The organism is Crenalkalicoccus roseus, assembly GCF_004761865.1.
GTDB lineage: Bacteria > Pseudomonadota > Alphaproteobacteria > Acetobacterales > Acetobacteraceae > Crenalkalicoccus > Crenalkalicoccus roseus.
The window spans coordinates 1-23,489 of sequence record NZ_SJDM01000048.1 but is presented as its reverse complement, the minus strand read 5'-3'; the positions used below and the strand labels follow the sequence as shown (position 1 = coordinate 23,489).

22 protein-coding genes and 1 riboswitch are annotated in these 23,489 nt (G+C 75.8%); of the genes, 12 read left to right on the top strand and 10 right to left on the bottom strand.

Translation table 11 applies throughout. The features are described from left to right. Both ET526_RS18470 and gpmI read right to left on the bottom strand, forming a co-directional pair. Positions 1 to 257 (bottom strand): hypothetical protein (locus tag ET526_RS18470; RefSeq protein WP_192898723.1); only part of this gene is annotated, 257 nt, incomplete at its 3' end. Continuing rightward, entirely contained in the window at positions 254 to 1,792 is a 1,539-nt protein-coding gene (gpmI, locus tag ET526_RS18465; RefSeq protein ID WP_135470012.1) for a 2,3-bisphosphoglycerate-independent phosphoglycerate mutase, read from the bottom strand. The genes ET526_RS18470 and gpmI, both read right to left, overlap by 4 nt. A 147-nt stretch (positions 1,793 to 1,939) precedes the next feature. Between gpmI and ET526_RS18460 the strand changes: the two genes are divergently transcribed. Continuing rightward, positions 1,940 to 2,446: a cupin domain-containing protein gene (locus tag ET526_RS18460; protein WP_135470010.1), complete on the top strand. Its 507-nt coding sequence runs from the start codon at positions 1,940 to 1,942 to the stop codon at positions 2,444 to 2,446. A 60-nt stretch (positions 2,447 to 2,506) separates the two neighbouring features. On the opposite strand, the gene ET526_RS18455 is transcribed toward ET526_RS18460, so the two are convergent. Genes ET526_RS18455 through ET526_RS18435 form a run of 5 tightly spaced genes read right to left on the bottom strand, consistent with a single transcriptional unit; the run spans position 2,507 to position 6,243 of the window. Next, the gene (locus tag ET526_RS18455; RefSeq protein ID WP_135470007.1) at positions 2,507 to 3,328 is read right to left on the bottom strand and encodes an SDR family NAD(P)-dependent oxidoreductase; all 822 of its coding nucleotides are present in this window, start codon (positions 3,326 to 3,328) and stop codon (positions 2,507 to 2,509) included. A 54-nt stretch (positions 3,329 to 3,382) separates the two neighbouring features. Beyond that, the gene (locus tag ET526_RS18450) at positions 3,383 to 4,075 is read right to left on the bottom strand and encodes an alpha/beta hydrolase (protein WP_135470004.1); all 693 of its coding nucleotides are present in this window, start codon (positions 4,073 to 4,075) and stop codon (positions 3,383 to 3,385) included. 58 nt (positions 4,076 to 4,133) lie between these two features. Further along, positions 4,134 to 5,003 (bottom strand): ion transporter, encoded by an 870-nt coding sequence (locus tag ET526_RS18445; RefSeq protein WP_135470002.1) that lies wholly within the window; start codon positions 5,001 to 5,003, stop codon positions 4,134 to 4,136. A gap of 54 nt (positions 5,004 to 5,057) precedes the next feature. Continuing rightward, a complete protein-coding gene (locus tag ET526_RS18440) occupies positions 5,058 to 5,747 on the bottom strand; it encodes an NnrU family protein (RefSeq protein ID WP_135470000.1) in 690 nt (229 codons plus the stop codon). A gap of 1 nt (position 5,748) precedes the next feature. Further along, positions 5,749 to 6,243 carry a DoxX family protein gene (locus tag ET526_RS18435; protein ID WP_204623709.1) on the bottom strand — a complete coding sequence of 165 codons (495 nt, stop codon included), beginning with the start codon at positions 6,241 to 6,243 and terminating at the stop codon, positions 5,749 to 5,751. 72 nt (positions 6,244 to 6,315) lie between these two features. On the opposite strand from ET526_RS18435, the gene ET526_RS18430 reads away from it, so the two are divergent. Then, on the top strand, positions 6,316 to 7,017 hold the full coding sequence (locus tag ET526_RS18430; protein WP_135469998.1) for a TetR/AcrR family transcriptional regulator: 702 nt from the start codon (positions 6,316 to 6,318) through the stop codon (positions 7,015 to 7,017). A gap of 34 nt (positions 7,018 to 7,051) precedes the next feature. Here the strand turns inward: ET526_RS18430 and ET526_RS18425 are convergent, their stop codons facing one another. Together ET526_RS18425 and rnd are read right to left on the bottom strand one after the other, a co-directional pair. Beyond that, the gene (locus ET526_RS18425) at positions 7,052 to 7,513 is read right to left on the bottom strand and encodes a 23S rRNA (pseudouridine(1915)-N(3))-methyltransferase RlmH (protein ID WP_135470014.1); all 462 of its coding nucleotides are present in this window, start codon (positions 7,511 to 7,513) and stop codon (positions 7,052 to 7,054) included. 111 nt (positions 7,514 to 7,624) lie between these two features. Continuing rightward, entirely contained in the window at positions 7,625 to 8,809 is a 1,185-nt protein-coding gene (gene rnd, locus ET526_RS18420) for a ribonuclease D (protein WP_135469996.1), read from the bottom strand. Between the two features lie 211 nt (positions 8,810 to 9,020). On the opposite strand from rnd, the gene ET526_RS18415 reads away from it, so the two are divergent. From ET526_RS18415 to ET526_RS18405, 3 genes are all read left to right on the top strand, one after another. Further along, on the top strand, positions 9,021 to 9,971 hold the full coding sequence (locus tag ET526_RS18415; protein ID WP_135469994.1) for an aldo/keto reductase: 951 nt from the start codon (positions 9,021 to 9,023) through the stop codon (positions 9,969 to 9,971). A gap of 109 nt (positions 9,972 to 10,080) precedes the next feature. Next, a complete protein-coding gene (aspS, locus tag ET526_RS18410) occupies positions 10,081 to 11,895 on the top strand; it encodes an aspartate--tRNA ligase (protein WP_135469992.1) in 1,815 nt (604 codons plus the stop codon). Positions 11,896 to 11,960: 65 nt separating this feature from the next. Next, positions 11,961 to 12,824, top strand: a complete 864-nt coding sequence (locus tag ET526_RS18405; protein ID WP_135469990.1) for a cell envelope integrity EipB family protein — start codon at positions 11,961 to 11,963, stop codon at positions 12,822 to 12,824. Between the two features lie 21 nt (positions 12,825 to 12,845). Here the strand turns inward: ET526_RS18405 and ET526_RS18400 are convergent, their stop codons facing one another. After that, on the bottom strand, positions 12,846 to 14,414 hold the full coding sequence (locus tag ET526_RS18400; RefSeq protein WP_135469988.1) for an ABC transporter substrate-binding protein: 1,569 nt from the start codon (positions 14,412 to 14,414) through the stop codon (positions 12,846 to 12,848). 90 nt (positions 14,415 to 14,504) lie between these two features. Then, a riboswitch (TPP riboswitch) is annotated at positions 14,505 to 14,615 on the bottom strand. An 86-nt stretch (positions 14,616 to 14,701) separates the two neighbouring features. Here ET526_RS18400 and ET526_RS18395 point away from each other — a divergent pair. From ET526_RS18395 to ET526_RS18365, 7 genes are all read left to right on the top strand, one after another. After that, positions 14,702 to 16,234 carry a UxaA family hydrolase gene (locus ET526_RS18395; RefSeq protein ID WP_135469986.1) on the top strand — a complete coding sequence of 511 codons (1,533 nt, stop codon included), beginning with the start codon at positions 14,702 to 14,704 and terminating at the stop codon, positions 16,232 to 16,234. Positions 16,235 to 16,285: 51 nt separating this feature from the next. Further along, positions 16,286 to 18,154: an ABC-F family ATP-binding cassette domain-containing protein gene (locus ET526_RS18390; protein ID WP_135469984.1), complete on the top strand. Its 1,869-nt coding sequence runs from the start codon at positions 16,286 to 16,288 to the stop codon at positions 18,152 to 18,154. Positions 18,155 to 18,187: 33 nt separating this feature from the next. Then, positions 18,188 to 19,321 (top strand): glutamate 5-kinase, encoded by a 1,134-nt coding sequence (gene proB, locus ET526_RS18385; protein WP_135469981.1) that lies wholly within the window; start codon positions 18,188 to 18,190, stop codon positions 19,319 to 19,321. Between the two features lie 64 nt (positions 19,322 to 19,385). After that, entirely contained in the window at positions 19,386 to 20,651 is a 1,266-nt protein-coding gene (locus ET526_RS18380) for a glutamate-5-semialdehyde dehydrogenase (RefSeq protein WP_135469968.1), read from the top strand. 25 nt (positions 20,652 to 20,676) lie between these two features. Further along, the gene (locus ET526_RS18375; protein WP_135469965.1) at positions 20,677 to 21,534 is read left to right on the top strand and encodes a 2-keto-4-pentenoate hydratase; all 858 of its coding nucleotides are present in this window, start codon (positions 20,677 to 20,679) and stop codon (positions 21,532 to 21,534) included. Positions 21,535 to 21,593: 59 nt separating this feature from the next. Beyond that, the gene (locus ET526_RS18370) at positions 21,594 to 22,451 is read left to right on the top strand and encodes a 2-keto-4-pentenoate hydratase (RefSeq protein WP_135469963.1); all 858 of its coding nucleotides are present in this window, start codon (positions 21,594 to 21,596) and stop codon (positions 22,449 to 22,451) included. A gap of 21 nt (positions 22,452 to 22,472) precedes the next feature. Beyond that, entirely contained in the window at positions 22,473 to 23,153 is a 681-nt protein-coding gene (locus tag ET526_RS18365; RefSeq protein WP_135469961.1) for a nicotinate-nucleotide adenylyltransferase, read from the top strand. The last annotated feature ends 336 nt before the right edge of the window (positions 23,154 to 23,489 follow it).

The window sequence follows — 23,489 nt, the reverse complement described above, 5'->3', positions numbered from 1 at the left end:
TCGGCCTCCTGCAGACGCTGCTCGGCGGCCTGCACGCGCCGCGCCGCGGCGACCCGCCGCTCGGCCAGCAGCCGCTCCTCCTCCGCCGCCTCCGCGGCGGCGCGGGCGGCCGCTTCCGCGGCCTCGCGTGCCGCTGCGGCGGCGCGCTGCGCGTCACGCACCTCCTCGCGCGTCGGCGCCTGCGCGGCAGCCACGGCGCCGAGCAGCAGCAGCGCCAGCGCCGGCAGCCGGCGCAGGATCGGGGCCGGCCGCCTCACCCGCCCCGCAGCAGCGAGCGGCCGGTCATCGCCGCGGGCTGTTCGAGGCCGAGCAGCGCCAGCAGGGTCGGCGCCACGTCGGCAAGCCGCCCCTCGGCCAGCGCCGCGCCCGGCGGGCCGCCCATCAGCAGCACCGGCACCGGGTTGGTGGTGTGGGCGGTGTGCGGCCCGCCGGTCTCCGGGTCGCGCATCATCTCGGCGTTGCCGTGGTCGGCGGTGACCAGCAGCGCCCCGCCCCGGGCGCGCACCGCTTCGGCGATGCGCCCCAAGCCTTCATCCACCGCCTCGACCGCCTTGATCGCCGCCGGAAGGCTGCCGGTGTGGCCGACCATGTCGGGGTTGGCGTAGTTCAGCACGATCAGGTCGTGGCGGCCGGCGCGGATCGCCTCCACCGCCTTCTCCGTCAGCTCGGGGGCCGACATCTCGGGCTTGAGGTCGTAGGTGGCGACCTTGGGGGAGGGCACCATGATCCGCTCCTCGCCCGGGAAGGGCCGCTCCTCGCCGCCGTTCAGAAAGTAGGTGACGTGCGGATACTTTTCGGTCTCCGCCATGCGGAGCTGGGCGAGGCCGGCCCTGGCGACCACGGCGCCGAGGATGTCCTCCATGCTCTCGGGCGGGAAGAGCGTCGCCATGTGCTCGTTCAGCTCGCGCGAATACTCGGTCATGCCGGCGGCGGCGGCGAAGCGGATGGTGCGCTCGCGCGGGAAGCCCGCGAAGCCGGGGTCGAGCAGGGCGGCGAGGATCTGCCGCACCCGGTCGGCGCGGAAGTTGAAGCAGAGCAGCCCGTCGCCGTCACGCATTCCGGCGTAGTGGCCGATCACGGTAGCGGGCACGAACTCGTCGGTGATGTCCCTGGCATAGGCCGCCTCGACCGCCGCCACCGGATCGGCGGCCCGCGCCTCGCCGCGGGCCAGCACCATGGCGTCGTAGGCCTTGCGCACCCGATCCCAGCGCCGGTCGCGGTCCATCGCCCAGTAGCGGCCGATGACGGTGGCGACGCGCAGGCCGGGAAGCCCGCCGATCTCCGCCAGCAGCGCGCGCAGGTAGTCCGCGGCGGCGCGCGGGGGGGTGTCGCGCCCATCGGTGAAGGCGTGCAGCGCCACGGGGATGCCGGCGCCGGAGAGCACCCGGGCCAGCGCCGCCGCGTGCGCCTGGTGGCTGTGCACCCCACCCGGGGAGACCAGGCCCAGCAGGTGGCAGGTGCCGCCGCTCGCCGCGAGCTTCCCGATCAGCCCGGTCAGCGCCGGGGCACGGGCGAGGGAGCCGTCGGCCACCGCACGGTCGATGCGCGGCAGGTCCTGCATCACCACCCGCCCGGCGCCGAGGTTGAGGTGCCCGACCTCGGAATTGCCCATCTGCCCCGCCGGCAGCCCGACATCCTCGCCGGAGGTGCGCAGGAAGGCGTGCGGGCAGCTCTCCCACAGGCGGCCGAAATTCGGGGTGCGGGCCTGGCGCACGGCGTTGTCCGCCGGGTCCTCGCGCCAGCCCCAGCCATCGAGGACGACGAGCATCACGGGCTTGGGGCGGGGGGGCATGGGCATCCTCTCTCCGGCGCGGTGGCCGCCCGGCCTTACCGCCGGGCGGGCGGGGAGGGCAAGGCGCCGGGGAACGCGCGCACCTGCTCCGGCATTTCATGGTCAGCCGGGAGCCCAAGACGGCTTCACGCCGCAGGAGGATGCAGCATGCGCATCCCATGGCATCACCCACTGGCGCTCGGCATCGCGGCCCTGGCCGGAGCCGCCGCCACCGCCCCGGCGCAGCAGACGCCGGCCGAGGCGACGCACACCATCACGACCCCCGAGGAGATCGCCTGGCGGGCGGGGCCCCCTTCCCTCCCGCCGGGTGCCCAGATGGCCGTCCTGTACGGCGACCCGGGCTCGGAAGGCCCGTTCGCGATGCGCCTCAGGCTGCCCGCGAACTACGCCATTCCGCCCCACACCCACGGGCGGCCGGAGATCGTCACCGTCCTTTCCGGCACCTTCCACCTGGGCATGGGCGAGATGGCCGACCAGGAGCGGACCAAGCCCCTGCCCGCTGGCGGCTTCTTCGCCTTCCCGCCGGGCATGGCGCATTACGCCTTCACCCGCGAGGAGACGGTGGTCCAGCTCAACAGCACCGGCCCCTGGACCCTGACCTACGTCCACCCCGCGGATGATCCGCGGCGGCAGGCCGCCGGCGGGGGCCGGTAGGGCGCCGGAACGCCGGGCGGCGGCCCGCCGCGGCCGCCGCGCCGGCGCCGGAGGAATGCCTCACCCCTCCCCGTAGGCGCTGTGCAGCGTCACCACGGCGGTCGCGCCGGCGTCCACCGGCACGATCGCCCCGGTCATCCAGCGGGAGTTGCCGCCGCAGAGGAACACCACCGCCGCGCCCACGTCCCAGCCCGTGCCCTCGGTCTGCAGGATGGAGCGCAGGCGCCGCGCCTCGCGCCGCTCCGGCGTCATGCCGCCCTGCTGCACCATCGGCGTGTAGACCATGCCGGGGCAGACGCAATTCACGCGGATGCGGTCCTTGGCGTGGTGCACCGCCATGGCGCGGGTCATGTTCACCACCGCGCCCTTGCTCGTGGGGTAGAGCAGGTGCGGGTGCCCGCCGCGCAGCCCGGCGACCGAGGCGATGTTGACGATGGCGCCGCCACCCGCGCGGCGCATCTCCGGCACCGCGTGCTTCGCCATCAGCATCATCGAGGTGACGTTCACCAGCAGCCCGTGGGTCCAGGCCTCGAGCTCCACCTCCTCCGCCGTGCCCCTGGGGCCGCCGATGCCCACGTTGTTCACCAGCGCGTCGAGCCGCCCCCACCGCTCCGCCGCGGTGCGGACGATGCGCGCGCAATCCTCGGGCCTGGTCACGTCGGCCTGCACCACCACGCCCTCGCCCCTGCCCTCCTCGGCGATCATGCGGCGCGTCTCCTCGGCCCATTCGGGCACGGCGTCCGCCAGCACCACGCGCGCCCCCGCGCGGGCGAGCAGGATGGAGGCGGCGCGGCCATTCCCCACCCCCTCGCCGGGGCGCGAGCCGGCGCCGGTGACGATTGCGACCTTGCCCCGCAGGTCCTCGCTGATGCCCTGTTCCATGGCGTTCCCCCCGATCCGGTGCGCGGGGGATGCTGGCACCCGCGGCGCGGCGGCTCAACCGGCGAGCAGGAAGTCCCGCGCCTCCCGCGCCACCGCCTCCGGGATCTCGTGCCCGCCCTCGAACTCGAGGTAGCGCAGCGGGAAGCCGGCGCGGCGCAGCCCCGGCACCAGGCGCCGGCTGCAGGTCCCGATCGGCAGGATCGGGTCCGCCCTGCCGTGGCTGATGAAGATCCGCACCCGCCCCTCGATGCCGAGCGGCGCGGCGAAGCCCGGGGAGAAGGCAAGGGCGTGGCTGAACAGGTCGCCGTTCATCAGCGCCAGCGACAGGGCGTAGGAGGCGCCGTCGGAGAAGCCGCCGATGGCGAGCCGCGCCGGATCCACCGGCCAGGCGGCGAACAGGCGCGCCAGCGCCGCGTCGAGCCGCGCCACGTCCGGCCCGTAGCCGCCCTCCAGCACGTCCCAGGTGGCGCCGAGGCTCTCGGGCAGCGCCACCAGCCCGGCCTCGGCGACCGGGCCGAGGCGGCGCAGCATCCGCTCGGCGCCGCCGCCATGGCCGTGCAGCATGACGATCAGCGGCAGGGCGCCCGCGCCCGGCGCGGCGGGCACGCGAAGCCGGCCGTCCCGCGCCCCGCCCTGGCCGAGCGGGTGAAGCCCGGGCGGCAGCGGCCAGGGCGCCGCCTCCGCCACGCGGCGGGGCCTCGCCTGCAGCCGTCCGGCCGCCGGGCCTCCCGTGCCGGTCTCGCCCATCGCCGTCCCCCTCCGTCCGGCCCCCAGCCTGCGCCGGGGCGGCGGGAGGGGCAAGGCGTCAGCCCCGCGCGCTGCCGGCGCGGCGCAGCGCCGCCACCTCGGCGCGCAGCGCGCGGATCTCGGCCAGCAGCAGCCGCGCATCCGCCTGCGCCTCGCTGCGCGCCTCCTCCGCCACCGCCTGCTGCGCCCTGACGTCGGCGCTCTCGCGCTGTGCGCGCAGCGTCTGGATGCTCTCCACGATCACGCCGATGAACAGGTTCAGCACCACGAAGGTGGCGATCAGGATGAAGGGCACGAAGAACAGCCAGGCCAGCGGCTGCTGCTGCAGGATCGGGCGCACCGTGGCCTCGGCCCAGGATTCCAGCGTCATGAGCTGGAACAGGGTGAACAGGCTGGCGCCGAGCGTGCCGAAGCGCTCCGGCATCGCCTCGCCGAACAGCTTGGTCGCCATCACCGCGAAGACGTAGAAGATCAGCACCATCAGCAGCACGATCCCGCCCATGCCGGGCAGGGCGTGGAGCATCGCCTCCACCACGTGGCGCAGGCTCGGCATCACGGTGATGAGGCGCAGCACGCGCAGCACCCTGAGCGCCCGCAGCACGGCGAAGGGGCCGGCGGCCGGAACCCAGGCGATACCCACCACGGCGAGGTCGAACAGCCCCCAGGGGTCGCGGAAGAAGCGGCCGCGGAAGGCGTAGATGCGCAGCCCGATCTCGATCGTGAACAGCCAGAGCAGCACGGTGTCCAGCGCCACCAGCACCGTGCCGTAGGAGGCCATCAGGCTCTCCGAGGTCTCAAGACCGAGGATGACGGCGTTGAGCAGGATCAGCGCCATCACGCCGTGCTGGAAGCGCGCGGAGAGGATGAGGCGGGCGAGGCGCGCACGCGGCGTGTCCTCCGCGTCCGCGGCGGTCAGGACTTCCTGCATCGAGGGATTCCCTGGGCGTTCGGCGGGCAGGAATGGCGGCGCCGCGCCCCGGGATCAAGGGGAGAGCGGCAGCGGCGCCACCCCGAACAGGGCGCGGTGCAGGTGCAGCAGCGCCGCCCAGGCGGCGAGGCCGAGCAGCGGCGCCCCCCATCCGATCTCGGAGGGCACCAGCCGGTTGCGCCCGGAGAGGATGGCGCCGCCAGGCAGGGCGGAGCTGCGGGCGGCGAAGGCGGCCCAGCCCTCCGGGTCGCGCCGCGCCAGCTTGGCGTCGATCGAGGGCATCCCGGCCAGCGCCGTCACCAGGAAGGCGCCGAAGAACAGCAGGCTCGCGGTGTCGCCGTTGCCCAGCATGTGCACCGCGGCCCAGAGCGCGAAGCTCCACAGCATCGGATGGCGCGTCACGCGCTGGATGCCGCGCGGCGCCCGCGCCAGCGCCTCCGCCCCGCCCAGCGCCGTCGGGTTGCCGCGCAGCGCGGCGACGAACAGCACGAAGGCCGGCAGCATGGCGAGCGCCAGCAGCCAGCGCAGCCATCCGGGCGCGTGCCACAGCGGCACGGTGGCGGCGGCGTTGTAGCTGCCGACCAGGAAGACGATGGCGGCGACGGAGAGGAGGGAGAAGCCGGCGCGGAACCCGCCTTCCCCCAGCCGTGCCGCGATGGCGTCGCGCAGCCGGGTGCCGGCGATGCCGAGATGCACGCCGACCCAGAGCAACGCCGCGAGGGCGAGCACGAGATGGCCGCGCATGTCACGCCTCCCGCCAGGCGCGGCTGCGGCGCGGCGCGGGCCAGGCGATCACCTCCGCCGCGCGCAGCGCCCACCACACCGCGAGCGGCTGCAGGGCCAGCCGCACCCAGAAATACCATGCCGGCAGCGCCGACAGCCCCTCGATCCCGGCGCCGGCCGTCAGCGCGTTCCGGATGTTCGCCGGGAAGACGCAGACGAAGTAGAGGCCGAGCATCCACCCTGCGAGGCGGCGCAGGCGCGGCACCAGCAGCCCGAGGGCGCCGGCGATCTCGCACAGGCCGGTGGCGGCGACGATCAGGCCGGGAAAGGGCAGCGCCGGCGGCAGCATGGCCAGGTAGCGCGCCGGGGTGAGCAGGTGGTCGGCGCCGAACAGCAGCAGCCCGGCGGCGAGGCCGATCCGCATCCGCGCGGGCCAGGCGGCGAGGCCCGGCGCGCCCAGCCGCGCCGCCAGGGCCGCGACAGCGGTGCCGAGGGCAAGGATGGCGAAGAACAGCATCGGGGCTTCCTCCTTGCCGCGGCGGGCCGTGGCGGGCATGTTGGCGATGCCAACATAGGCCGGGTGTTGACGATGCCAACATCACAGAAGCGCGATTCCGGGCGGCGGGCAGCCCCGCCGGGCGGAGCGGCCGCGGAGGAGCGGGGGCCGCGCCCGCCGGCCGCCGCGCCCTACCACCATGGCGACCTGCGCCGCGCGCTGCTCGCCATCGCCGAGCAGCGCCTCGCCCGCGACGGGCCCGCCGCCCTCTCGCTGCGCGAGATCGCGCGCGCCGCCGGCGTCTCCCACAACGCCCCCTACCGCCACTTCCCGGACCGCGAGGCGCTGCTCGCCGCCCTCGCCGCCGAGGGGTTCCGCCGCCTCGCCGCCGCCCTGGCCGAGGCCGCCGCCGGCGCGCCGCCCGGCGAGCGGCTGCGGGCGACCGGCCGCGCCTATCTCGGCTTCGCCCGCGACCACCGGGCGCTCTACCTGCTGATGTTCGGCCCGGGCCTCGACAAGGGGGCGCACCCGCCGCTGCGGGAGGCGGCGCGCGCCGCCCTCGACGTGCTGCACGCGGCGGTGGCCGCGGCCGGCCTGCCGCCGGGCGCGCGGGCGCGCCACGCCGCGATCGGCGCCTGGGCGCTGGTCCATGGCCTCGCCCACCTGATCGCCGACGGGCAGATCCCGGGGGAGCCTAGCGCCGGGGGCCATGCCGCCCTGGTCGCCGACGCGCTGGGCGCCTACGCGGCCGGGCTGGAGCGGATCGCGGAGGGCCGGAACCGGCCGGGGGCGTGACGCCGCCCCGCGCCGGGCCGGCGCGGGCCCCGGCTCAGCGCTCCGGCCGCCAGGCGCGGTGATAGGGGTGGCCGGCGCGGATGGTCCGGGCGCGGTAGAGCTGCTCGGCCAGCAGGCCGCGCACCAGGAAATGCGGCCAGGTGAGCGGCCCGAGCGAGAGGCGGTGGTCGGCCCGCGCCAGCACCGCCGGATCGAGCCCCTCGGCGCCGCCGATCAGGAAGCAGAGCGGGCGGCCGCTCGCCTCCCAGCGCCCGAGCAGCGCGGCCAGCGCCTCGCTCGTCGGCGCCTCGCCGCCCAGGTCGAGCGCCACCGCCAGCGCCCCCGGCGGCAGGGCGGCGAGCAGCGCCTCCCCCTCCCGCCGCCGCACCTCCGCGGGGCTGCCGCGCGCCTCCGGCACCTCGGTGACGGCAGGCGGCGGGCGCAGCCTGGCGGCGTAGTGGGCGAACAGCGCCGCCTCCGGCCCGGCGCGCAGCCGGCCGACGGCGATCAGCCGCACGCCCCTGGAGCCGCCCTCGCCCGGCCGTGTCCGCAGCAACGGCGCCACCTCCTCGCTCGCGGGGCGGGCTTCCTCGCTCCCGCCGTTTCGGACCGCCCGCGATCCGCCCCGTCAGCCCGGCCGCACCAGCGTCACCCGGCGCCCCTCGACGCCGAGGGCGAGGCGGCCGGATTTCAGCGCCAGCGCCGCCTCGCCGAACACCTCCCGCCGCCAGCCGTGCAGCACCGGCAGGTCCGGCGTCGCCTCGGCGGCGAGGCGGTCGAGATCCTCGCCGCTGGCGATCAGCCGCGGGGCGACGTGGTGCTCCTCGCTCTTGGCGGCGAGCAGCACCTTGAGCAGCGCCACCAGCGCCGGCGAGGGCGCGGGGCCGGCACGGTCCCTCGGCGCCTCGGGCAGGGCGGAGTCCGGCAGCGCCTTCGCCTCCCGGATCGCGGCGAGCAGGGAGGCGCCGCTCTTGCCCTTGGCGAAGCCCTCGGAGATGCCGCGGGCGCGGGCAAGCTCGGCCGGCGTCTCCGGCGCCGTGGCGGCGATCTCGAGCAGCGTCTCGTCCTTCACCAGGCGCTGGCGGGGGATGTTGATGCGCTGCGCCTCCCGCTCCCGCCAGGCGGCGATGGCCCGCAGCAGGCCGAGGAAGCGGCGGTTGTGGGTGCGCGGCCGCAGCCGCTCCCACACCGTCTCGGGGTCCACGCGGTAGGTGGCGGGGTCGGCCAGCGCCGCCATCTCCTCGGCCACCCACTCCATCCGCCCCTCGCGCTCGAGCCGGGCGGTGAGGCCGGCGTAGATCTTCCGCAGGTGGGTGACGTCGGCGGCCGCGTAGGCGATCTGGCTGGCCGAGAGCGGGCGGGCCGACCAGTCGGAGAAGCGGTGCGCCTTGTCTATGTGCGCCCCGGCGAGCGCCCGGCACAGCGCGTCGTAGCTCACCTGGTCGCCGAAGCCCGCGACCATGGCGGCGATCTGGGTATCGAAGATCGGCACCGGCACCGCGCCGAATTTCAGCAGGAAGATCTCCACGTCCTGCCGCGCGGCGTGGAACACCTTGACCACCCTCGGGTCGGCCAGCAGCGCGCCGAGCGGGGCGAGGTCGAGCCCCTCGGCCAGCGCGTCCACCACCGCCACCTCCCGCTCGCCGGCGAGCTGGACCACGCAGAGCTCCGGCCAGTAGGTGCGCTCCCGCATGAACTCGGTGTCCACCGTGACGAAGCGCTCCGCGCGGAGGCGGTCGCAGAGGGCGGCGAGGTCGTCGGTGGTGGTGATCAGCGCCGGGGCGGGTTCCGGCGCGGGCTGGCGGCGGCTCATGTCGGGAGGGTTCTAGCGTCTGATCCGCAAGGGTGGAATCGCCGGAGCGACGAAACGGCCGCCCGGCGAGGTCCGGAAGCGTGATCCGCCAGGAGGATCGCGACGCGGCCCGTGGCGGGACGAGGGGAGATCCGCCGCCGCGGGGGCTGGCGGCCGGGGGGCCGGCGCGGCACTCTGCCCGGCCGAGGCAGACAGGCGAAGGGAGGGGCGGATGCGCAAGCGGGCACTGGGCCGGTCGGGGATCGAGGTGCCGCCGCTGATCTTCGGCGGCAACGTCTTCGGCTGGACGGCCGACCGGGCGATGTCCTTCCGGCTGCTCGACGCCTGCGTCGAGGCCGGGCTGAACGCCATCGACACGGCCGACGTCTATTCCTACTGGGTGCCGGGCCATTCCGGCGGCGAGTCGGAGACGCTGATCGGCGAATGGCTGAAGGCCCGCCCCGGGATGCGCGAGAGGGTGCTGATCCTGACCAAGTGCGGCATGGAGATGCCGGGCCGCGGCAAGGGCCTCTCCCCCGCCTGGATCGCGCGGGCGGCGGAGGACTCGCTCCGCCGCCTCGGGGTGGAGCGGATCGACCTCTACCAGGCGCACCGCGACGACGAGACGGTGCCGGTCGAGGAGACGCTCGGCGCCTTCGCCAGGCTGATCGAGCAGGGCAAGGTACGGGCCATCGGCGCCTCCAACTACGCCGCGCCGCGCCTCAGGGCGGCGCTGGAGGCGAGCGCGCGCCACGGCCTGCCGCGCTACGAGAGCCTGCAGCCCCACCACAACCTGATGGAACGGGCGATCGAGGCCGACCTGCTGCCGCTCTGCCGCGAGCAGGAGGTGGGGGTGATCCCCTACTTCTCCCTCGCCTCCGGCTTCCTGACCGGCAAGTACCGCTCGGAGTCCGACCTCGACAAGAGCCCGCGCGGCCGGCGCAGCGTGGCGCAGTACATGACCCCCCGCGGCATGCGCGTCCTGGCGGCGCTGGACGAGGCGGCGGCGCGCCACCGCGCGACGCCGGCCCAGGTGGCGCTCGCCTGGCAGATGGCGAAGCCCGGCATCACCGCGCCGATCGCCTCCGCCACCACGCCGGAGCAGCTCGCCGAGCTGGTCGGGGCAGCGCGGCTCGCGCTCGACGCCGAGACGGTGGCGGCGCTGGACGCGGCGAGCGCCTGAGGGCGGCCCGGCCGCCGGGGTGGGGACGCGCATCCCGGGGTTGACTTCCGCGGCCGGGGGACCCTCTCTGCCGGGCCGTTTCCGCCCGCGATCCAGGGTTTCCCGACCGATGCACGCCTACCGCACCCACACCTGCGGCGCGCTCCGCGCCTCCGACGCCGGCCGGACGGCGCGCCTCTCCGGCTGGGTGCACCGCAAGCGCGACCATGGCGGGCTGCTGTTCCTCGACCTGCGCGACCATTACGGCATCACCCAGTGCGTGGTCGCCCAGGGCTCGCCCGTGTTCGGGGCCGCCGAGGCGCTGCGGCCGGAGAGCGTCGTCACCCTCACCGGCGAGGTGGTGCTGCGCGAGCCCGGCACGGTGAACCCGAGGCTGCCGACCGGGGAGGTCGAGCTCCGCGTGCGCGAGCTCGAGGTGCAGTCGGCGGCCGAGGTGCTGCCGATCCAGGTGGCGGGAGAGGCCGAGTTCCCGGAGGAGCTCAGGCTGCGCTACCGCTTCCTCGACCTCCGGCGGGAGAAGCCGCACCGCAACATCATGCTGCGCTCGGCGGTGATCGCCTCGATCCGGCGGCGGATGATCGAGGCCGGCTTCACCGAGTTCCAGACGCCGATCCTCACCGCCTCCTCGCCCGAGGGGGCGCGGGACTACCTGGTGCCCTCGCGCCTGCATCCCGGCACCTTCTACGCCCTGCCGCAGGCGCCGCAGCAGTTCAAGCAGCTCATCATGGTGGCGGGCTTCGACCGCTACTTCCAGATCGCCCCCTGCTTCCGCGACGAGGCCTCCCGCGCCGACCGCTCGCCGGGGGAGTTCTACCAGCTCGACTTCGAGATGAGCTTCGTCACGCAGGAGGACGTCTTCGCCGCGATCGAGCCGGTGCTCGCCGGGGTGTTCGAGGAGTTCTCGGACTTCACGGGAACCAGGCGGGCGGTCACGCCGCCGCCCTTCCCGCGCATCCCCTACGAGCGGGCGATGCTGGAGTTCGGCTCGGACAAGCCCGACCTGCGCAACCCGCTCCGCATCCGCGACGTGACGGAGCATTTCGCCGGCGGCAGCTTCGGCCTGTTCGCGCGGATCGCCGCCTCGGGCGGCGCGGTGCGCGCGATCCCGGCGCCGGGCGCGGCGGCGCGCCCGCGCAGCTTCTTCGACGGCATGAACGAATGGGCGAGGGAGCAGGGTGCGGCCGGCCTCGGCTACATCGTCTTCGAGGGCGGCGAGGCCAGGGGGCCGATCGCGCGCAACCTGGAGGCGGAGCGCGCCGCGGCGATCCGCGCCGCCTGCGGCCTCGCCGATGGCGACGCCGTGTTCTTCGCCGCCGGCAGGCCGGCCGAGGCGGCGAAGCTCGCCGGCGCGGCGCGCAACCGGCTGGGGCAGGAACTCGGCCTCTGCGAGCGCGACGCCTACCGCTTCTGCTGGGTCACCGACTTCCCGATGTACGAGCGCAACGAGGAGACCGGGCAGATCGAGTTCAGCCACAACCCCTTCTCCATGCCGCAGGGGGGGCTCGAGGCGCTGAACACGATGGATCCGCTGGAGATCAAGGCGTTCCAGTACGACATCGTCTGCAACGGCATCGAGCTCTCCTCCGGCGCCATCCGCAACCACCGCCCGGACATCATGATCCGCGCCTTCGAGATCGCCGGCTACACGGCGGCGCAGGTGGAGGAGCGCTTCGGCGGCATGCTGAACGCCTTCCGCTACGGCGCGCCGCCGCATGGCGGCTCGGCGCCGGGGATCGACCGCATCGTCATGCTGCTCGCGGACGAGCCCAACATCCGCGAGGTGATCCTGTTCCCGATGAACCAGCAGGCCGAGGACCTGATGATGGGCGCCCCCGCCCCGGTGGAGCCGGCGCGGCTGAAGGAGCTGCACCTCCGCCTCGATCTGCCGCCGGCCAAGGGTGCGCCGGGCGGCAAGGCTTCCTAGATACGGACCCTGCCCGCGCACGGCACGCGCCGCGACGGCGGCGGACCCTTCCCGAGGGAGATCCCATGCCCCACCAGAGCCGCATCGGAGCCGCATCGCGCCAGGCGAGGGGCGCGCGCCGCCTGCTGCTCGGCCTGGCCGCCGCCGCCCTGCTGCCGGCCGCGCCGCGCGCCGCCGAGCCCCGGCCGGGACCGGAGGCGCTCGCGGCGCACCGGGCCGGCTACGCGCTGTCGCTCGACCGCGCCCGGGACCCGGCGGGCATCGCCGGCGCCCGCGGGGTGATGGTGTTCGAGGTGCTCGACGCCTGCGAGGGCTGGGCGACGCGCCAGCGCTTCACCCTGGTGCTGACCGACCGCGACGGCCAGCAGATCGAGACCGCCTCCGACTACGCCACCTACGAGACCAAGGACGGGCGCAGCCTGCGCTTCTCCCTCACCCAGACCACGGAGGGCGCCGTCTCCCAGCGCATCGCCGGGGAGGCGGAGCTGCGCGCCGACGGCAGCGGCCGGGTCCGCTACACCGAGCCGGAGGCGAAGGAGGAGGCGCTGCCCGAGGGCACCCTGCTGCCGATGCGCCACACGCTCCGCGCCCTGCAGACGGCGCGCGAGGGGGGGCGGATGCTGATCGCCCCCCTCTTCGACGGCACCAGCGCCGACGGCGCGCAGGACAGCACCACCGTCATCGCCGGCTGGCACGCCCCGCAGGCGAACGAGCGCTTCCCCGCCCTCTCCGCCCTCGCCAGCGCGCGGATGCGCGTCGCCTTCTTCGACCGCCAGGACACGGGCGGGGGCGGCGCCAGCGCGCCGAGCTACGAGGTCGGGCTGCGCTACTGGGAGAACGGCGTGGCCGACGAGCTGAAGATGGATTTCGGCGACTTCGTGGTGGACGGGCGGCTGGAGGAGCTGGCGATCCTGCCGAGCAACTGCTGAGCGGACCGCCGCCCCCTCCCCTCATCCGCGCCGCAGGTTCCACAGAAACGGGTTCGGTCCCTGCAGCACGCCGGTGAGGTCGGCGCGGAAGGCGGTGCGCAGGCGGAACAGGCCGGTCGGCGCGAAGGGCACCGACTCCCAGGCGCGGCGCTGCAGCTCGGCCATCGCGCGGGCCTGCGCCTCGGCGTCAGGCGCCGCGATCCACTCCTGCACCATCTCCTCGATGCCGGCGTCGGAGGGCCAGCCGAACCAGGCGCGCTCGCCATGGGCGCGGATGATCGGGCTGACGGCGGGGTTGGCGATGGCGGCGGCGGGGAAGTTGGTGTTGTGCAGGTTCCAGCCCCCCTGCGCCGGCGGCTCCTTCCGCGCGCGGCGCGCCACGGTGGTGGCCCAGTCCCCCTCCACCAGCTCGATGGCGACGCCGAGGCGGCGCATCAGGTCGGCGGTGACGCGGCCCTGCTGCGTCACCGCGGGGAAGTCGGTGGGGTTGATGTGCACGACGGGCTCGCCGGCGTAGCCCGCCTCGCGCAGCGCGGCGCGGGCGCGCTCCAGCGCCGCCGGGCCGCGCGCGGCGGGGGCGAACTCGACCACGCCGGGCAGGCCGCAGGGGAACATGGCGTGGCACTCCCGCCAGTCGCCGGGCAGCGCCACCGCGGCCATGTAGTCCTCCTGCACCATGGCGTCGCGGATGGCGCGGCGCACCCGCACCTCGTCGAAGGGCTTGTGCAGGTGGTTGAAGCGGAGGAAGCCGAGGAAGCCGTTCGGGTCGTAGATCTGGGTGGTGACGCCGCGCTCGCGCTGCAGCACCGGCACCAGGTCGGGCAGCGGGTACTCGATCCAGTCGATCTCGCCGGTGCGCAGCGCCGCGACGGCGGTGCCGCCATCCGGGATCCACACCATCTCCAGCCGGTCGAAATGCACGCGCTTGCCGCCCGCGGCGGCGTCCGCCGGCTCGTCGCGCGGCAGGTAGCGCTCGTTGCGGGCATAGACGGCCCGGCTGCCCTGCACGTACTCGCCGGCCACCCACTTCCACGGGCCGCTGCCGGTCATGTCGGTGATCGGGCGGTCGGCGGGGGTCTCGGCGGTGCGCTCCGGCATGATGAAGGCGGGGCTGGCGGCGGGCTTGGCCAGCGCATCGAGCAGCGCGGGGAAGGGACGGCGCAGGCGGATCGTCAGCGTCCGGTCGTCCGTGGCGCCCCATTCCGCCACCGCCGCCGCCAGCACCTGGCCGAAGCCGTCGCGCACCGCCCAGCGCCTGAGGGAGGCGACGCAGTCGCGCGCGCGCACCGGCTCGCCGTCGTGGAAGCGCAGCCCCTCGCGCAGGCGGATGGTCCAGGTGAGGCGGTCGGGCGAGACCTCGTGCCCCTCCGCCATCTGCGGCCGCGGCCGCATCCGGGAGTCCGCGCCGTACAGCGTGTCGAACACGCAGTAGCCATGCGTGGTGACGATGGTGGTGGGATTGAGGATCGGGTCCAGCACGGCGAGCGCCGCCTGCGGCATGAAGCGCAGCGTGCGCGCCCGGGCGGGCTGCGCCAGGGCGGGGGCGGCGAGGGATGCCGCGGCGGCGGCGAGCAGCGATCGGCGGCGCATGGCCTTCTCTCCCCCCGGCGGCCGGAAGGGGGAGGGGCGCCGCGCCGCGGCCTGCCGCGCCCCGCGCGGGCGGGGCCGAGGGGGCCGCGGACGAACGGGTGGCACCGCTCCCTTCGCCGGTCCTAACCGGATCAGGTTCCAGGGGTCGCGGGCCGCGTGCCCGCCTCTCAGCCCCGATCGGGGGCTCCCCCAGGTGTCCGGGCGCAGCATGGGCGCCGCGGCGGGCGAGGGCAAGACGCCCGTGCCCCGCCGGGGTAGGATGCGGCGCCCGAGGGACAGAGGACGCCATGGACGCCGTCACCCAGCCGCCGGTCATCCGCCTGCACCCCGAGGACGGGGTGGTGATCGCCCGCCAGGCCCTGCCGCCCGGCACGCCGGTGGCGCCGGGCGTGGCGGCCGCGGCGCGCATCCCGCCCGGGCACAAGGTGGCGGTGCGCGGCCATGCGCCGGGCGAGGCGGTCAGGCGCTACGGCCAGATCATCGGCTTCGCCACGCGGCCGATCGCGCCCGGGGAGTGGGTGCACGGCCACAACCTCGCCATGGGCGACTTCGCGCGCGACTACGCCTGGGGGGTGGATGCGCGGCCGACCGAGCCCGTGCCGGTGCCCGCCACCTTCCAGGGCATCCGGCGCCCGGACGGGCGGGTGGCGACGCGCAACTACATCGGCATCCTGACCAGCGTGAACTGCTCGGCCCATGTCGCCGAGCTGATCGCCCAGGCCTTCCGCCGCAACCCGCTCACCGGCGAGGATCCGCTCGCCGAATGGCCGAACGTGGACGGGGTGGTGGCGCTGACCCACAAGACCGGCTGCGGCATGACCCAGGGCGAGCCGCTGCGCCTGCTGCGCCGCACCCTCGGCGGCTTCGCGCGACACCCCAACTTCTCGCACGTGATCGGCATCGGCCTCGGCTGCGAGGTGAACCAGATCGGCGGCCTGCTGGAGGAGCAGCGCCTCTCCGGCCGGCTGCGCAGCATGGACATCCAGGAGATGGGCGGCACGCGCCGGACCGTGGAGGCCGGCATCGCCTTCGTGCGCGAGGTGCTGGCGGAGGCGGACCGCGTGGCGCGCGAGCCGGTGCCGGCCGGCGAGCTCTGCGTCGCGCTGCAATGCGGCGGCTCGGACGGGTATTCTGGCATCACTGCCAACCCCGCCCTCGGCGCCGCCTCCGATCTGGTGGTGCGCAACGGCGGCACGGTGATCCTCTCCGAGACGCCCGAGACCTACGGCGCCGAGCACCTGCTGACCCGCCGCGCCGTGAGCCGCGAGGTGGGCGAGAAGCTGGTCGCGCTGATGCGCTGGTGGGAGGAGTACACGGCGCGCGAGGGCGCGGAGATGGACGCCAACCCCTCCCCCGGCAACAAGGCGGGCGGGCTGACCACCATCCTCGAGAAGTCGCTCGGCGCCATGGCCAAGGCCGGCACCACCAGCCTGGTCGAGGTGTACCGCTACGCCGAGCCGGTCACCGCCAGGGGCTTCGTCTTCATGGACACGCCGGGCTACGACCCGGTGGCGGCGACCGGGCAGGTGGCGGGCGGGGCCAACCTCGTCTGCTTCACCACCGGCCGCGGCAGCGTCTTCGGCGCCAAGCCCGCGCCCTCCATCAAGCTCGCCACCAACACGCCGATGTACGAGCGGATGGCCGAGGACATGGACGTCAACTGCGGCACCATCCTCTCCGGCGAGGAGAGCGTGCAGCAGGCGGGGGAGCGCATCTTCCGCCTGATGCTGCGTGTCGCCTCCGGCGAGCGGACCAAGAGCGAGACCTTCGACTTCGGCACGGCGGAATTCGCGCCCTGGGTGCTCGGGGCGACGATGTAGCGCGGCGCCCCGCCCGCCCGGCCGCGCCCCTTCCGTGCTACAGCCCGGCCCATGACCGTACTCGCCATCCGCGGCCTGACGCTACGCATCGCCGGCCGCGCCCTGCTGGAGGGCGCCGACCTCGCCCTGGATCCGGGCCGCAAGGTCGGGCTGGTCGGGCGCAACGGCGCCGGCAAGTCCACCCTGCTGCGCGCCATCATCGGCGAGATCCAGCCCGATGGCGGGGAGATCCGTCTCGCCGCCCGCGCCCGGCTCGGCCATGTGGCGCAGGAGGCGCCGGGGGGCGGGGCGAGCCTGCTGGAGACGGTGCTCGCCGCCGACGAGGAACGCGCCGCGCTGCTCGCCGAGGCGGAGGCGCAGCCCGACCCGCACCGCCTGGCCGAGATCCACGACCGGCTGATCGCCATCGGCGCCGAGGGCGCGCCGGCCCGCGCCGCCGCCATCCTCGACGGGCTCGGCTTCGACGCCGCGGCGCAGGCGCGGCCGGTGGGCGAGTATTCGGGCGGCTGGCGCATGCGCGTGGCGCTGGCCCGCGCCCTGTTCCTCGAGCCCGACCTGCTGCTGCTGGACGAGCCGACCAACCACCTCGACCTCGAGGCGACGCTGTGGCTGGAGGGCTGGCTCGCGCGCTTCCCCGGCGCCGCCATCGTCGTCTCCCACGACCGCGGCCTGCTGGAGCGCTGCGTGGACGCGATCGCGCATCTCGACCGCGGCAGGATCGCGCTCTACCCCGGCGGCTTCGACGCCTTCGTGCGCCTCCGCGCCGAGCGGCAGGCGCAGCAGGCGGCGCAGAACGAGCGCGTGGCGGCGGAGCGGGCGCGCATCCAGGCCTTCGTGGACCGCTTCCGCTACAAGGCGAGCAAGGCGCGCCAGGCGCAGTCCCGCCTGAAGGCGCTGGAGCGGATGCCGCCCATCGAAGCGGTGGTGGAGGACGCGCCCACCCGCTTCGCCTTCCCCGAGCCGGCGGCGCTGCCGCCGCCCGTGCTCTCCCTCTCCCGCGTCGCCGTCGGCTATGACGGGCGGCCGGTGCTGCGCGACCTCGACCTGCGCCTCGACCAGGACGACCGCGTGGCGCTGCTCGGCGCCAACGGCAACGGCAAGTCCACCCTGGCGAAGCTGTTCGCCGGGCGGCTCGCGCCGCTGCGGGGCGAGATGCACCGCGCGCCGCGCCTGAAGGTCGGCTACTTCGCGCAGCACCAGGCCGAGGAGCTCGATCCCGCCGGCACGCCGCTCTCGCACATCCAGGCGCTGATGCCGCGCGCGAGCGAGACGCAGTGCCGCGCCCAGCTCGCCCGCTTCGGCCTCGGCGAGGACCGCGCCACCACCGTGGTCGCCGCCCTCTCGGGCGGGGAGAAGGCGCGGCTGCTGCTCGCCCTCTGCACGCGGGAGGCGCCGCAGCTCCTCATCCTCGACGAGCCCACCAACCACCTCGACATCGACGCGCGCGAGGCGCTGGTGAAGGCGCTCGCCGAGTATGGCGGCGCGGTGGTGCTGATCACCCACGACCCGCACCTGGTGACGCTGGTGGCCGACCGCCTGTGGCTGGTCGCCGGGGGCACGGTGCGCCCCTTCGAGGGCGATCTTGACGAGTACCGGGCCGACCTCGCCGAACGCGCCCGCCCCGCCCCCGGGCGGGACGCCGCCCCCACCCGCCGCGAGGAGCGCCGCGGCCGGGCCGAGGCGCGCGCCGCCCTCGCCCCCCTGCGCGAGCGGCTGAGGCGGGTGGAGGCGGCGCTCGCCGCCCTGGCGCGCGAGGCCGCGACCATAGACGAGGCGCTCGCCGACCCGCGGCTGTACGCGGGCGGCAAGCCCGACCTGATCGCCCGCGCCACCGCCCGCCGCGCCGCCATCGCCCGCGAGACCGAGGCGCTGGAGGCGGAGTGGCTGGAGCTCTCCGAGAAGCTGGAGGCCGCCGCCTGACGCGCGCCGGGGCGCGTGCTATGCGCCCCGCCCATGGAACGGACGGCGCAGGCTGCCCCCGCGCTCGGCGCGGCGCGGCGCGTGGTGGTGAAGATCGGCTCGGCCCTGGTGGTCGAGGAGCGCACGGCGGCGCCGCGCGAGGCGTGGCTCGCCTCGGTCGCCGCCGATGTCGCGGCGCTGCGCGCGCGCGGGGTGGAGGTGGCGATCGTCTCCTCCGGCGCCATCGCGCTCGCCCGCCACGCGCTCGGCCTCACGCGCCGACGCCTCCGGCTGGAGGAGAAGCAGGCGGCGGCGGCGGTGGGGCAGATCCGCCTCGCCGGCGCCTGGGCCGCGGCGCTGGCAGGCCAGGGGATGAACGCCGCGCAATTGCTGCTCACGCTGGAGGACAGCGAGGACCGCCGCCGCTACCTCAACGCCCGCGCCACGCTCGGCACGCTGCTCGACCTCGGCTGCGTCCCGGTCATCAACGAGAACGACACCGTCGCCACCGCCGAGATCCGCTTCGGCGACAACGACCGCCTGGCGGCGCGCGTCGCCGAGATGATCGCGGCGGACGCGCTGGTGCTGCTCTCCGACATTGACGGGCTCTACACCGCCGATCCGCGCCGTGACCCGAAGGCGCGCCACCTGCCGGTGGTGGAGCGCGTCACCGAGGAGATCATGGCCATGGGGGGCGAGCCGCCGCCCGGCTACTCCTCGGGGGGCATGCGCACCAAGCTGATCGCAGCGCGCATCGCCACCGGGGCGGGCTGCGCCATGGCGATCGCGCTCGGCAAGACCCCGCACCCGCTGCGGGCGCTGGAGGAGGGGGCGCGCTGCACCTGGTTCCTGCCGGCCCCGGAGGGGCGGAGCGCGCGCAAGCGCTGGATCGCGGGCAGCCTCGCCCCGCTCGGCGCGCTGGTGGTGGACGAGGGCGCGGCGCGGGCGCTCGCGCGCGGCTCCTCGCTGCTGCCGGCCGGGGTGCGGGCGGTGGAGGGGCAGTTCCACCGCGGCGACCCGGTGAGCGTGCGCGACCCCTCGGGGCGGGAGGTGGCGCGCGGCCTCTCCGCCTACGACGCCGAGGATGCGCGCCGCATCGCCGGCCACCGCTCCGAGGCGATCGAGGCGATCCTCGGCTGGCGCGGGCGCGACGAGGTGATCCACCGCGACGACCTGGTGGTGCTGTAGGGCGCCCCTTCCGGCGGGGAGCGGCGCAGGTTAGGCATCCCCTCCCTGGATACGGGGTGCCGCCATGAACGCCATCGCCGAGGACGCCGCCCGCCTGCTGGAAGCCGCCGCCCGCGCCGCCCGCGCCGCCGCCGCCGCCCTCGCGCGCGCCCCGCGGCCGGCGAAGGACCGGGCGCTCGCCGCCGCCGCGGCGGCGCTCCGGCGGGAGGCGCCGGCGATTCTCGCCGCCAACGAGGCCGACCTCGCCGCCGCCCCCGGCCTGACCTCCGCCTTCCGCGACCGCCTGACCCTGACGCCGGCGCGCATCGAGGCGATGGCGCAGGGGCTCGAGGACGTCGCCGCGCTGCCCGATCCCGTGGGCCGGGTGCTGGCGGAATGGACCCGGCCCAACGGTCTTCTCATCCGCCGCGTCGCCCAGCCGATCGGCGTCATCGGCATGATCTTCGAGAGCCGGCCGAACGTCACCGCCGACGCCGCGGCGCTCTGCCTGAAGTCCGGCAACGCCGTGATCCTGCGCGGCGGCAGCGAGGGCACGCGCAGCGCCGCGGCGATCCATGCCTGCCTCGCCGAGGGCCTCCGCGCCGCCGGGCTGCCGGAGGCCGCCGTGCAGGTGGCGCCGACCGCCGACCGCGCCTTCGTCGGCGCCATGCTGCGCGCGAGCGGCCTCATCGACCTGATCGTGCCGCGCGGCGGCAAGGGGCTGGTGACGCGCGTGCTGGAAGAGGCGCGGGTGCCCGTGCTCGCCCATGCCGAGGGGCTCTGCCATACCTACGTCCACGCCGCCGCCGAGCCGGAGATGGCGCGGCGCATCCTCGCCAACGCCAAGATGCGCCGCACCGGCATCTGCGGCGCCACCGAGACGCTGCTGATCGACGCCGCCATCGCGCCCTCGCTGCTGCCGCTGCTGGTCGCGGACCTGCGCGCGCTCGGCTGCGAGGTCCGCGCCGATGCGCGCGCCCGCGCCATCCTCCCCGACCTGCCCGCCGCGACCGAGCAGGACTTCGCCACCGAATGGTTGGACGCCGTCCTCTCGGTGAGGGTGGTGGACGGGGTCGAGGACGCGCTCGCCCATATCCGCCGCTACGGCAGCGAGCACACCGAGGCGATCGTCACCGCCGACGAGGCGGCGGCGCGGGAGTTCCTCGACGGGCTGGATTCCGCGGTGGGGATGTGGAACGCCTCCACCCAGTTCTGCGACGGCGGGGAGTTCGGCTTCGGCGCCGAGATCGGCATCGCCACGGGGCGGCTGCACGCGCGCGGCCCGGTCGGGCTGGAGCAGCTCTGCACCTACCGCTACCATGTGCTGGGGAGCGGGCAGGTGAGGCCCTGACCCTCTCCCGGCAAGGGAGGAAACCATGCTGCGCCGCCTGCTGCTCGCCTCCGCCCTGATGCTGCCGGGGGTCGCCGCCGAGGCCGCCTGCCCGCCCGGAGAGGCCGTCGCCCAGCTTGCCCAGTCGCTGGTGCTGGGCCGTCCGGCGGAGCCCCTGCAGGGGCTCTCCCTCGCCGACGCGGAATGCGCCCGCGACAAGCTGGTGCCGCTGCTGGAGCGCCACTGGGGGCCGGGCGTCGGCTACAAGGTCGGCCTGACCAGCGAGGCGGTGCAGCGCCGCTTCGGCCTCTCCGAACCGGTCATCGGCACCATCTTCGGCATGACCGTGGCGGTGCGCGACGGCGCCGAGATCGACGCCCGGTTCGGCGAGGAGGTCCGGCTGGGCGTCGAGGCCGACCTGCTGGTGCGGGTGCGCGACGAGGGCATCAACGATGCCGGGCGCGACCGCGTGGCGATCCTGCGCCACCTCGACCAGGTGATCCCCTTCATCGAGCTTCCCGCCGTCGGGCTGCGCGGCAATGTGGACGGGCCGAACCTGGTCGCGGTGAACGTCGCCGCGCGGTTCGGCGTGGTCGGCCGGCCGATCGCGCCGGAGGCGACCGAGGCGTTCGCCGCCCGCCTCGCCGGCATGACCGTCCTGTTCTCGGACGATGCGCGCGAGATCGCGCGCGCGGAAGGCAGCGCGCTGCTCGGCCATCCGCTGGACGTGATCCCCTGGCTGGTGGAGGCGCTGGGCAGGAGTGGCAAGCGGCTGCGCGCGGGCGACCTGGTCTCGCTTGGCGGCTTCGCGCCCTCGGTGCCGGCGGAGCCGGGCCGCACCTACACGCTGCGCTACGAGGGCATGGCGGCGGAGCCGGTCAGCGTCTCGGTCCGCTTCCGTTGAGGGGGGGAGTGGGTCGCCATAGACTGGCGCGGCGTTCCGCGCGGAAGGGAAGCCCCTGCATGCTCCGCCTCGCCTCCGGCGCCCTGGCGCTGCTCGCCCTCGCCGTTCCGGCACGCGCCGCCTGCCCCGACCGGGCGGAGGTGGCGCGCTTCGCCGCGGCGCTGATCGAGCGCCGCTCGCCGCCGCCCTATCAGGGCCTTTCGGTGGAGGATGCGCGCTGCGCGCAGGAGCGGCTGGTGGCGCTGCTGGCCCAGCCCTGGGGCGATGCGGTGGGTTACAAGCTTGGCCTCACCAACCCCGAGGTGCAGCGCCGCTTCGGCCTCTCCGAGCCGGTGCGGGGCACGATCTTCTTCGGCACGCTGCGCGCCCCCTCGGGCAGCGAGATCGAGGCGCGCTTCGGCGCCGTGCCGGCGGTGGAGGCGGACCTGCTGGTGCGCATCGGCCGCGACGGCGTCGAGGCGGCGGGAGAGGACCATGTCGCGATCCTGCGCCACCTCGACCAGGTGATCCCCTTCCTGGAGCTGCCCGACCTGGTCTTCCCGCCGGACCGGCCGCCCGACCTGCCCAACATCCTTGCCGCCAATGTCGGCGCACGGCTCGGCGTGGTCGGCGCGCCGGTTCCGGTGGAGCCGACGGCCGAGTTCGCCGCCCGCCTCGGCGCCATGCGCGTGACCCTCTCCGAGGGCGAGCGGGAACTCGCCAGCGCGCCGGGCACGGCGATCCTCGGCCACCCGCTGAACGCCGTCGCCTGGCTGGCGCGCGACCTGGCGCGGGAGGGGCGGCGTCTGCGCGCCGGGGAGTACGTCTCCCTCGGCAGCTTCTCGCCGCCGGTGCCGGCCGAGGCGGGCAAGACCTACACCGTGCGCTACGAGGGGCTGGGGCCGGGACCGGTCGAGGTCTCGGTGCGGCTGCGCTAGCGGGTGGGCAGCCGGCTGCGGATGGCGGCGGTCCGGGGCGGCTCCCCCCGGGCGCTGGCGGCGCCGGGGCCCTGGGGCGACCGGCGGCGCGCGCGCATCGGCCTGCTCGGGGGCAGCTTCAACCCCGCCCATGCCGGGCATCGCCACGTGGTGGAGCAGGCGCTGCGGCGGCTCGGGCTGGATCGGGTGTGGCTGCTGGTCTCGCCGGGCAATCCGCTGAAGCCGGCGCGCGGCATGGCGCCCTTCGCGCAGCGCCTGGCCTCGGCGCAGCGGATCGCGGACGGGCGGCGCATCCTCGCCACGGATCTGGAGGCGCGGCTCGGCACCCGCTACACGGCGGACACGCTGGCGCTGCTGCGCCGTCGCTTCCCGCGCGCGCGCTTCGTGCTGCTGATCGGCGCCGACAACCTGACGCAGCTTCCGCGCTGGCGGCGCTGGCGGGAGATCGCGCGGGAGACGCCGATCGCCGTGCTGCCGCGGCCGGGAGAGACGCGGCGGGCGCTGCGCGGGCGGGCGGCGCGGGTCCTGGCGCGCCACCGGAGGCGGCCGGGCGCGTTGCTGGCCGAGGGCGCGCCGGCCCTCCACGCTCCCTGGACGGTGGTGCCGGCGCGGGAGCACCCGGCCTCCGCCACCGCGATCCGCGCGGAAGGCGGCGTGTCAGGATGGATCGCAGAGGGCTGGCAGCAGGCTGCTTCGGTGTAGCATCGCGACAGGGTTCGGAACCGAGGGAGGCGCTCATCGCGCGCAGCACGAGACCCCCGGGTGGGGGCGAGGAGAGGAAGCCCCGGCGGCGCGCCGCCGGCGGCACGGGTGGTGCCAGGACGGCGCGGCCGAAGGCGGCTGGCGCCAGGACGGCCCGCAAGGCCGGGGTGGCGGAGGGAAGCCGCAGGCCCGTGGGCGCGGCGGCGCCGGCGCGCAAGGCCGCCGGCGCCAAGGCGAAGCGCGCGGCACCGGGTGGCGCGGCCGCCAAGACCCCGCGCCCGGCGCCGAAACGGGCCGCCGCAGCCAAGCCGCGTGGCGCGGAAGCGGCGCAGCGCG

Excerpts from the sequence above, each read along its gene's own strand:
- gpmI (WP_135470012.1), bottom strand. The coding sequence starts at position 1,792 with ATGCCCCCCCGCCCCAAGCCCGTGATGCTCGTCGTCCTCGATGGCTGG.
- ET526_RS18460 (WP_135470010.1), top strand. The coding sequence starts at position 1,940 with ATGCGCATCCCATGGCATCACCCACTGGCGCTCGGCATCGCGGCCCTG.
- ET526_RS18455 (WP_135470007.1), bottom strand. The coding sequence starts at position 3,328 with ATGGAACAGGGCATCAGCGAGGACCTGCGGGGCAAGGTCGCAATCGTC.
- ET526_RS18450 (WP_135470004.1), bottom strand. The coding sequence starts at position 4,075 with ATGGGCGAGACCGGCACGGGAGGCCCGGCGGCCGGACGGCTGCAGGCG.
- ET526_RS18445 (WP_135470002.1), bottom strand. The coding sequence starts at position 5,003 with ATGCAGGAAGTCCTGACCGCCGCGGACGCGGAGGACACGCCGCGTGCG.
- ET526_RS18440 (WP_135470000.1), bottom strand. The coding sequence starts at position 5,747 with ATGCGCGGCCATCTCGTGCTCGCCCTCGCGGCGTTGCTCTGGGTCGGC.
- ET526_RS18435 (WP_204623709.1), bottom strand. The coding sequence starts at position 6,243 with ATGCTGTTCTTCGCCATCCTTGCCCTCGGCACCGCTGTCGCGGCCCTG.
- ET526_RS18430 (WP_135469998.1), top strand. The coding sequence starts at position 6,316 with ATGCCAACATCACAGAAGCGCGATTCCGGGCGGCGGGCAGCCCCGCCG.
- rnd (WP_135469996.1), bottom strand. The coding sequence starts at position 8,809 with ATGAGCCGCCGCCAGCCCGCGCCGGAACCCGCCCCGGCGCTGATCACC.
- ET526_RS18415 (WP_135469994.1), top strand. The coding sequence starts at position 9,021 with ATGCGCAAGCGGGCACTGGGCCGGTCGGGGATCGAGGTGCCGCCGCTG.
- aspS (WP_135469992.1), top strand. The coding sequence starts at position 10,081 with ATGCACGCCTACCGCACCCACACCTGCGGCGCGCTCCGCGCCTCCGAC.
- ET526_RS18405 (WP_135469990.1), top strand. The coding sequence starts at position 11,961 with ATGCCCCACCAGAGCCGCATCGGAGCCGCATCGCGCCAGGCGAGGGGC.
- ET526_RS18400 (WP_135469988.1), bottom strand. The coding sequence starts at position 14,414 with ATGCGCCGCCGATCGCTGCTCGCCGCCGCCGCGGCATCCCTCGCCGCC.
- ET526_RS18395 (WP_135469986.1), top strand. The coding sequence starts at position 14,702 with ATGGACGCCGTCACCCAGCCGCCGGTCATCCGCCTGCACCCCGAGGAC.
- ET526_RS18390 (WP_135469984.1), top strand. The coding sequence starts at position 16,286 with ATGACCGTACTCGCCATCCGCGGCCTGACGCTACGCATCGCCGGCCGC.
- proB (WP_135469981.1), top strand. The coding sequence starts at position 18,188 with ATGGAACGGACGGCGCAGGCTGCCCCCGCGCTCGGCGCGGCGCGGCGC.
- ET526_RS18380 (WP_135469968.1), top strand. The coding sequence starts at position 19,386 with ATGAACGCCATCGCCGAGGACGCCGCCCGCCTGCTGGAAGCCGCCGCC.
- ET526_RS18375 (WP_135469965.1), top strand. The coding sequence starts at position 20,677 with ATGCTGCGCCGCCTGCTGCTCGCCTCCGCCCTGATGCTGCCGGGGGTC.
- ET526_RS18370 (WP_135469963.1), top strand. The coding sequence starts at position 21,594 with ATGCTCCGCCTCGCCTCCGGCGCCCTGGCGCTGCTCGCCCTCGCCGTT.
- ET526_RS18365 (WP_135469961.1), top strand. The coding sequence starts at position 22,473 with ATGGCGGCGGTCCGGGGCGGCTCCCCCCGGGCGCTGGCGGCGCCGGGG.